Source organism: Thermoactinomyces sp. CICC 10521 (assembly GCF_016055135.1).
Taxonomy (GTDB): domain Bacteria; phylum Bacillota; class Bacilli; order Thermoactinomycetales; family Thermoactinomycetaceae; genus Thermoactinomyces_A; species Thermoactinomyces_A daqus.
The window spans coordinates 51,631-59,950 of sequence record NZ_JAECVZ010000021.1; the positions used below are offsets into that span (position 1 = coordinate 51,631).

An 8,320-nucleotide genomic window follows, 5' to 3' on the forward strand; every position below is an offset into this window, starting at 1 on the left:
TGCTCACCTCTTAGTATTCATTTTAAAACAGAATCTTTCAACCCTGGGTTCGTCACATACCGCCTGCGATTAAAACCGCCTGCTGCCGTGAAACCTAAAACGACAACATTTATTAATGATTTTTTAGACAAATCGTGCTATAATATTTGACCTAAAGTATTTCGTATTACGAAATAATAGCTGACTCTGATTATTGGAGGAAATGAACTGTGGGTACGATTGATCTTTTCCTTAAACAACGCGCTGCCGACACTCCTGACCTCGAAGCATTGGTCGGGGGCGGAAGGCGATTTACCTTTCGAGAGTTTAACGAGCGGGTAAACCAATTGGCTCATTACTTGCGGGAAATTGGGTTGCAAAAAGGGGATCGCGTAGCCATCCTCTGCAAAAACAATCATCCCTTTCCCACCATTGCATTGGCCGCCATCAAATCAGGAGGAATCGCGGTTCCTTTAAACTGGCGTTTAACTGCCTATGAAATCGAAGAGATTATTAAAAACTGCAGACCCAAAGCTTTGTTCTATGATGAAGAATTTGCCCCATCTCTCACTCTGGCGAAAGAGGCGGGGATCGTCGGTGAGTTCATCCCGGTCGGGACGGGGATGGAAACAATCCCGTTTTTTGAATCGATTTTTGAAAACCGCCCTGTGGACGAGCCGGTTGTCGAGATCAGCAAAGATGATCCGGCTTACATTTTGTTTACCTCCGGCAGCACCGGCACACCAAAAGGATGTGTGATTTCGCACGGAGGATTTTATGCCTATCTCAAAGCAGATAAAGCACAGAGTGCACCAGGATACCGCTCCCTGGCTGTTCACCCGTTATTTCACATGAGCAGTACTCTTGCCTGCATTCGTTCAATCTATTTTGGCGGGGCAACCGTTTTTCTGTCTGACGATACTCCGGCAAAAATTTGGGAGATGATTGAACAGGAAAAAATCAACTATATGTTTGGCTTCCCTTCCCTTTACACCTACATGCTGGAGGAACTGAAACGGCATCCACGGAAAATCGATTCCCTCAAAGGCGTTTCCGCCGGTGGTGTAAAAGTCCCGGTCAGTCTGATCAAACAATATATGGAGATTGGAATTCCGATGAGTCAAGGCTACGGCAGCACGGAAGCATGGACTGTCAGCCGTTGGTCACCGGAGATGGGGCTCGATAAAGCTGAATCTGTCGGAAAGCTTTATCCCAATGTAGAAGTGAAGATCGTCGATCCGGAAACCGGTAACCCCCTCCCCACCGGAGAAGTGGGGGAGATCGTCGTCAAAAGCCCTTATCTGTTCAAGGGATACTGGCAAAATCCACAGGCGACCGATGAAGTATTAAGGGATGGCTGGTTTCACATGGGCGATGCCGGCTATCTCGATGCAGACGGCTTTTTGTATGTGATCGGCCGTTACAAAGATGTCATTGTTTACGGCGGTGACAACATTTATCCTGCGGAAATCGAAAAAGTGCTGCAAGCGGTTGACGGTGTCCTGGAAGCAGCCGTTGTCGGCATTCCCGATCCATTTTGGGGCGAAGTGCCACGTGCCTTTGTAGTCAAAAGCCCGGACAGCCCGCTTACTGAAGAAGCACTTACCCGGGTCTGCAAGGAAAAGCTGGCCGCCTATAAAGTGCCGCAGATCTCGTTTGCCCGTTCACTTCCGAAAAGCGGTACGGGCAAAGTGCTGAAACATGTATTAAAAGAAAAGGCGGCTGCCTTGCAATAGCTGATGAGACAACCCGTCCTGCACAGATACTGGACGGGTTGTTTTATTTTGACTGCTTCTTATGACAAATAGCCCGATCGGGCTATAGGTTCCCCACGTACGATTCGCTATCATAGAAGAGCAGCCAATACACCAAATTCACAGATAACGGATGATAACCATGAAAAGACAACAACAGCACAAGATCACCTTTGGGATTGTGGCAATCTTGCTCTTTGCCCTGTCCCTTCTGCCGGGAAATACGGTTCTGGCACATGCCTCGTTATTAGATTCCAGTCCGGGAGACCACCAGATTCTCTCCCGTTCCCCTTCCTTTCTCCGGTTGCACTTCAGTGAACCTTTGCAGGAAGGATTGTATCAAGTCCGCCTCTTAGATGCCCAGGGAAAACAAATCCCTTTATCACCGCGGACGGATCGGCGCGATGCCTCCCGGATCATCACACCGCTCCCTTCCTTGCCGAAAGGAACCTACACTGTCAGTTGGAACGTAGTTTCCGGAGACGGCCATTCTGTGGCGGGTGCCCTTACTTTTTCGGTTGGACATCCTTCCCCGGACCAAAGTGCCCCCTTGCCCACACAGAAATCTGCTTCAGTAAACTGGTTATCCACCGGTTGGCATTTTATTTCTGAAACCGCCGTGCTTCTGTTGGGCGGGCTCAATTGGGCCGTCTTCCTGTTTTCTCTGCATACTCCCTCCGTAAAAAATCGACTTGGCAAAAAGAAGAGCTGGCTCTTGCTCTTGTTCCTGGTCATCCTGGCGGACGGGATTCTTTACATGCAAACGTTGGCTGCCGGAGTCGGAACCGAAGTCGCCTGGCTCACGCTTCTAAAATCCCACTACATACAGATGATCGCAGGCCAGCTCTTGCTCCTTCTGCTGCTTGCCCTGCCAAACATGGTGGAAGGATGGTATCTGGCAGTTTGGCTGCTCCTCATTTGTTCCTTCGCCTTTGGCGGTCATGTCTGGAGCGTTCCCGATTTTTGGCCGGCTTTATTCCTGCGCATCATTCATACGGGTGCCATCGCTCTCTGGTTGGGGATTCTTGCCTATCTGATTCTTTTGTACCGCCTGAAGCGAACCGAAAACATCACTTTGAATGAAAGAGTGCTCCATTCCGAGGTTTTTCACTTGGCATCCACTTCCGCGCTGTCCATTTTGATCACTGGTGTGTGGATGGTAACCGTACAAAGCGATTGGCGGCTGGTTCCTCACGGTGGATTGTGGAGTGCTCTGCTCTGGAGCAAGCTGACACTGTTCGGCCTGATGTTGCTGATCGGCCTCGTTCAAACCATCAACGGCCGCAAAAAAGGAACTTATCGGCGCTCACTGCTTTGGCTGGAGTGGCTGGCCGGTGTCACCGTCCTCTTTCTCGGAGTCTGGTTGAGCCATTCTGCTTATCCCGCTCCGATCCAGCGGTATGACAAAATTTTGCTCAGCCAGGAGCAAAAAGCACAGGTGACCATTGCCCGGCTGCAAACCGGGCGGCAGCCGATTGCGGTCAAGCTGCCCCCGAACAGTCCTGAACCCGAACGCGTAACCGTCCAGGTTTCCGTCACGGACAGGCAAGTGAAATTCGCTCCGGTCCTTTTGCAGAAAAAAGGTTCAAATGAATATTCGGGTACTGTCTCTTTTACCTTTAACGGCAAATGGAGAATTTATATTGAAGCAGAATATCCGGATGGAACTTACGGAGAATGGAAAGATGAAGTGGAAGTTCAAGGAGGAGAAAGATCATGAGAAAATATGCCAAATGGATCGCAGCCCTTCTATTTGCATTCTCGGTTCTCACGAATGTGGTTGTGGCTGAGGCGCATGTTACGGTCTGGCCCAAGCAATCGACCGCCGGCACTTGGGAAAAATACACGGTTCGCGTACCCGTTGAAAAAAATGTAAATACCACCAAAGTGCGGGTGGAGTTTCCGAAAGGAGTGGAAGTTCATTCAGTGATGCCGGTTCCGGGTTGGGAATATGAATTCGAAAAAGGAAAAGACGGCAAAACCACCGCCTTGTCTTGGAAAGCAACCAACGGTGGAATAAAGCCAAATGAATTCGCCGAGTTCTCCTTTGTCGCAGAAAATCCCAAACAAGCCGGTGCCATTGCCTGGAGAGCAGAACAGAGCTACGCCGATGGTTCCGTTGTTTACTGGACAGGTGCTCCTGACTCGGATACTCCTGCATCAGTGACAAGCATCACTGCATCGGCCCGGCCAACCAATGAAAGTGCGCAACATCCCGCTTCAACTGTAACGCCGAAAACAAACGCCGCTTCTGCCAGTGTTTCCAAACTCAACTTCCTTTCACTCGGGTTGGCGGGACTGGCTTTGCTTCTTTCACTCATTTCACTGTTTCGGAAACAACAGAATACGAACGAATAGGGGCATACGTTTCTGTATGTCCCTGAAGTTTGTTAACAAAGCCCGAAACAGGAATCCGTCATGTCTTGATGCGCCTCTTTGCTTCCAGCTCCTTCGCCTGCAAAAAAGAGAATCAATCCCTTCCTGCATCCCAAACCGCTTACTTCCGTGATGTGTTTCAGCGTAAATTTTAAAGAAAAAAGGCCCCGAGATCGAGGCCCCTAGGTTGACTGGGAATTTGACCAAGAAAAAGGATTAACATTGCGGCGGCTCGCCACCGATCATCCCGGCAGGCGGTTCTCCGATGAAAAAGCGTCTCATCATTTTCACCTCCTATCTTGACATCTTTTTTAGACACATTTTTTAAAATTCCTGCTCTATTCAGAATTTTATTTGCGTTCCTTTTTTGATTCTGATCTTTGCTTCTGTCATGGCTTCATATTCAATGGCTTTTTGATTACTCAGCACCTTAAGATCATACTTTTCAATGCAATCTAAACATGCTCTGATCCCGTTGTCATCCATGTCTTTGAAGTCGTCAACAATCCGGATATATATTCGGTTCATACGCAGGCAACAGACATCACAAAAATCATCCATATCCGTGTAGACCGGATGCGGGTCTGTTGCTATCACCTTTCTCAATTTATATTCCTCGATATCAGCCTGCCTTCTGATCTTCTCTGCTCTTTCCTCCATTAATATCCCCTCCTTCAAAGATATCATATAAAGCGATTTCAATTTAGGCAATAGATCAGGGGCCGGATTTGGCCCCTTTTTTTCTCTCAACCAAGAAATGTTAATGAATATCCCGCTTTTTAAACCGTCCCCCACTTACTTCATGAATGTTCCCGATAGCCAAAAATGCCTCAGGGTCGATGTCGTCAACAATCGCTTTCAATTTAGCTTCCTCCAAGCGTGTAACCACACAAAAGATTACTTTTTTATCGTCCCCTGTATATGCCCCTTCCCCACTCATATAAGTGACTCCGCGGCCCAAACGGTTTAAGATACATTGCCCCAATTTTTCCCATTTTTCACTGATGATCCAAACCGATTTTGTTTCGTCAAATCCTTCGATCGTCGTATCAATCATTTTGAAAGCGATGAAGTATGCAATCAACGAGTACATTGCACGGTCCCAGCCAAACACAAATCCTGCGCTTCCGAGAATGAAAATATTAAAGAACATCACCGTTTGTCCCACAGAGAACGGGAGTTTTTTGTTAAACATGACGGCCAATATTTCGGTTCCATCCAATGATCCGCCATATCTGATCACCAAGCCGATCCCAATTCCAATAATAATTCCGCCAAATACGGCAGCCAATAAAGGATCATCGGTCAAAGGTTTAACCGAATGCAACAAAGCTGTTCCAATTGACATCACAACGACACCGAACAAAGTAGAGATCGCAAAAGTCTTCCCGATCTGTTTATAACCGAGAAAGAAAAAAGGCATGTTTAAAACGAATAAAAAAACCCCCAAACTCAGTCCGGTAAAGTGGGATAATATAATTGAAATCCCAGTGATTCCTCCGTCAATAACCTGATTGGGAACCAAAAAAATTTCCAAACCAACCGCTACAAGCACTGCGCCAAGTAATATTAGAATTCCGCGCTTCAGTAATTTGGTTGTTGTCAGTTTCTGATGATCCATTTTTTCGATTTCAGGTGCATCTGTTCTCAAATCCATACCTCCATTTTAAGCTTCAAAGTGTGTAAATGGCTATCAAATAATGGATGGTCATATTATTTTATTTCACAAATTCACGTAACAAACAGTCTGATCATAAAAGATCCGTCTACATGAAAGCCTCCAACCGGCATTCCTAAAATGATCATCCGTTAGAAAAAGATCAAGAAAATGAAAACCGGAAAGAATCTTCCCACCGTTAAAAAAGGCGATTGTCAGCTATATTAAAAGCCAAAGTCGCCATTAAGTCAAATCTTTAACAACTCGCACTGCCACTTCCCGACAACCGGATCCCATAATCGTCAATTCAGAAATTATTTCTTTAAATATGTTCTGTTAAAAATTAAATAATTATAAGATATTGTTCACTATTCATAGATAACTTGATTTTACCTCGCTCAAATTTGTTAAACGAATAAATAATTGTTGCTCAACTTCCAGATCCCTAACCAAGGGAAAAAACATTTCTCTAGACCCACTCGTCTTATCATTGTTATTTTAAAAACATCATCGAAATTGACATGGAACTGCTGAAGAAAGGATGGAAAATGAAATCTGGAATTTTTGCACTATGGGTTAGCTTTATCAGTAATTTAATCCTTACTCTTTTAAAATTAATCATCGGTCTGCTCTTTCAAAGCCAAGTATTAATCGCCGATGGTTTCCACAATGCAGGGGATGTCATTGCCACATTGGCTGCCCTGATTTCATCCAAAGTTGCCAAAAAACCGGCGGATGACGAACATCCTTACGGACACGGCAAAGCGGAAGTGATCGCCTCCGGAATCGTCGCGATTATCCTTGCATTCGCAGCTGTATTCATGGCTTATCAATCAATTGCAGCGTTTTTTTTGCCTCCTGTGGAAGCCAGTCTGATCGCTCTCATCACTGCTCTTATCTCCCTTGTTTGGAAACAGGCTCTCTATTTTTACTGCATTCGCCTGGGAAAAGCACAGCACAGTAAAAGCCTGATTTCCACAGCGATCGATCATCTGGCAGATGTGTATGCCACAATCGCCGCAATCATCGGCATTGGTATTGCACTGCTCGGGGATGAATACAATATTGCCTTTGCAAAATATGGAGATCCGATTGCCGGCATCATTGTTTCTTTATTTGTGATGAAACTGGCCTATGAAATGGGCAAAGAGTCCGTTGATATTCTGATGGAAAGAAACATTTCTTTTAATGATTTAAACGAGCTGCGGAAAATTGTGAACGAATTTCCGGAAGTGAAGCGAATCGACAAAATCAGGGGAAGAGAACACGGCCACTATATCATAGTAGACATCCGGATCAGCATTCCCAACGAATTGTCCATCCAGGAGGGACATGATCTGGGCAGAAAAATTAAAACAAAAATCATGTCAAAGAATCCACGTGTTGAAGAAGTCTTAATCCATTTAAACCCCTGGCACAATGAATAACAGACGGATTTCCCCGATTGTAGTTCACACGGACTCATCAAAGCCGCCGTCATAAACTCCGCTGGAAATGCATCCTCCAGCGGCAGACTTCAAAAAACTCGGTCCGCTTGTCCAGAAACAGCACACCGCGATGGGCAAGACTGACTTCACCCGGTATTATGACACTGCACCAGCTTGCCGGAACAAGCCTTTTTTAATGCCGGACACCCATTTTCCTGATAAACCTTTCAAAATGACCCCAAAAGCAAAGACAGGTTCTGTCCCGATGCTTTTGGGGTCATGACCGAAATTAAATCTGACTCAAAATCTCCGACCGGTTGATATTTTTGTCACTGCTTGCCGGCGAATAGCGGGTCAGTAAATACTCCCTTAACGCCCTCGCCCAGTTTTCATCATAACCGTGGATTTCTCCCTTTTTTCTTACGATTTCATCAATCGTACTATCATCTATCATCTCAATGGGCTGTGGGACACATTCTTCTTTTTCATATTGATAGGCCTGTATAGGCAATGGCATAGACGACACAAAGCCATATTGTCTCCTGCTGTGGATCATCCGTAAACTGAATATAAATTCCCACTTCTGAATCGTCTTCATTCACTAACTTATCATAAAGCGCATCTCCACCTTGTTTCTTCTCTTCTACCCAATCCCAGCACATGTCCATTGTTTTCCTCGTTTGTCTATCCCCTTCTTCATTGTCGATTTGATCAATTTTTTTCGGTCAATGCCAATAAATAAGCGACCCGGGCATCGGCATTCACATTCTCGTACCACTTCATGGTGTTATCCTCATTTTCGTCAGATAAAAGTTGGCAATTCGTATCCCACCAGGAAAATTGTTAAAACAAATGGCCTTCATCCAAGGATTTAACCGCCTATTGGACTCCTTCCCATGTGGGGTGATCAATTGCTCCGGTCTTGGCTTTATATATTTTTTCAACTGGATTACAATACTTTAAGTTCATCGTTTGGATCATTATACATTTACTTATATTGTAACGTTCCTAAAAATCGAAACTGCTTTGGATCAAGTCCAAAATTATGTGTAAATTTCCACGGTCAGAAAAAGTCGGCGTTCAACTTATGCGTGTGACTTTTGGCTGAGGTTTTTCTTTGGATTTTC

Annotated in this window: 8 protein-coding genes; 4 read left to right on the forward strand and 4 right to left on the reverse strand. The window is 45.4% G+C overall.

Features of this window, described 5'->3' with window-relative positions:
- The first annotated feature begins 209 nt into the window (after nucleotides 1-209).
- From I8U17_RS13515 to I8U17_RS13525, 3 genes are all read left to right on the forward strand, one after another.
- Nucleotides 210-1,715, forward strand: a complete 1,506-nt coding sequence (locus I8U17_RS13515; RefSeq protein ID WP_033102067.1) for a class I adenylate-forming enzyme family protein — start codon at nucleotides 210-212, stop codon at nucleotides 1,713-1,715.
- A gap of 160 nt (nucleotides 1,716-1,875) precedes the next feature.
- On the forward strand, nucleotides 1,876-3,453 hold the full coding sequence (locus I8U17_RS13520) for a copper resistance CopC/CopD family protein (protein ID WP_198059543.1): 1,578 nt from the start codon (nucleotides 1,876-1,878) through the stop codon (nucleotides 3,451-3,453).
- A complete protein-coding gene (locus I8U17_RS13525) occupies nucleotides 3,450-4,091 on the forward strand; it encodes a YcnI family copper-binding membrane protein (protein WP_033102065.1) in 642 nt (213 codons plus the stop codon). Before I8U17_RS13520 ends, I8U17_RS13525 begins: the two co-directional genes overlap by 4 nt.
- Before the next feature lie 360 nt (nucleotides 4,092-4,451).
- On the opposite strand, the gene I8U17_RS13530 is transcribed toward I8U17_RS13525, so the two are convergent.
- Entirely contained in the window at nucleotides 4,452-4,769 is a 318-nt protein-coding gene (locus I8U17_RS13530) for a hypothetical protein (protein WP_033102064.1), read from the reverse strand.
- 100 nt (nucleotides 4,770-4,869) lie between these two features.
- Complete coding sequence (locus tag I8U17_RS13535; protein ID WP_232331100.1) at nucleotides 4,870-5,730, reverse strand: YitT family protein; 861 nt, start codon at nucleotides 5,728-5,730, stop codon at nucleotides 4,870-4,872.
- A 584-nt stretch (nucleotides 5,731-6,314) separates the two neighbouring features.
- Here I8U17_RS13535 and I8U17_RS13540 point away from each other — a divergent pair.
- On the forward strand, nucleotides 6,315-7,193 hold the full coding sequence (locus I8U17_RS13540; RefSeq protein ID WP_198059544.1) for a cation diffusion facilitator family transporter: 879 nt from the start codon (nucleotides 6,315-6,317) through the stop codon (nucleotides 7,191-7,193).
- Between the two features lie 49 nt (nucleotides 7,194-7,242).
- Here the strand turns inward: I8U17_RS13540 and I8U17_RS18395 are convergent, their stop codons facing one another.
- Together I8U17_RS18395 and I8U17_RS18825 are read right to left on the reverse strand one after the other, a co-directional pair.
- Nucleotides 7,243-7,353 (reverse strand): ATP-binding protein, encoded by a 111-nt coding sequence (locus I8U17_RS18395; protein ID WP_370589261.1) that lies wholly within the window; start codon nucleotides 7,351-7,353, stop codon nucleotides 7,243-7,245.
- A 325-nt stretch (nucleotides 7,354-7,678) separates the two neighbouring features.
- Entirely contained in the window at nucleotides 7,679-7,861 is a 183-nt protein-coding gene (locus tag I8U17_RS18825) for an Imm6 family immunity protein (protein ID WP_198055706.1), read from the reverse strand.
- Nucleotides 7,862-8,320 lie beyond the last annotated feature (459 nt).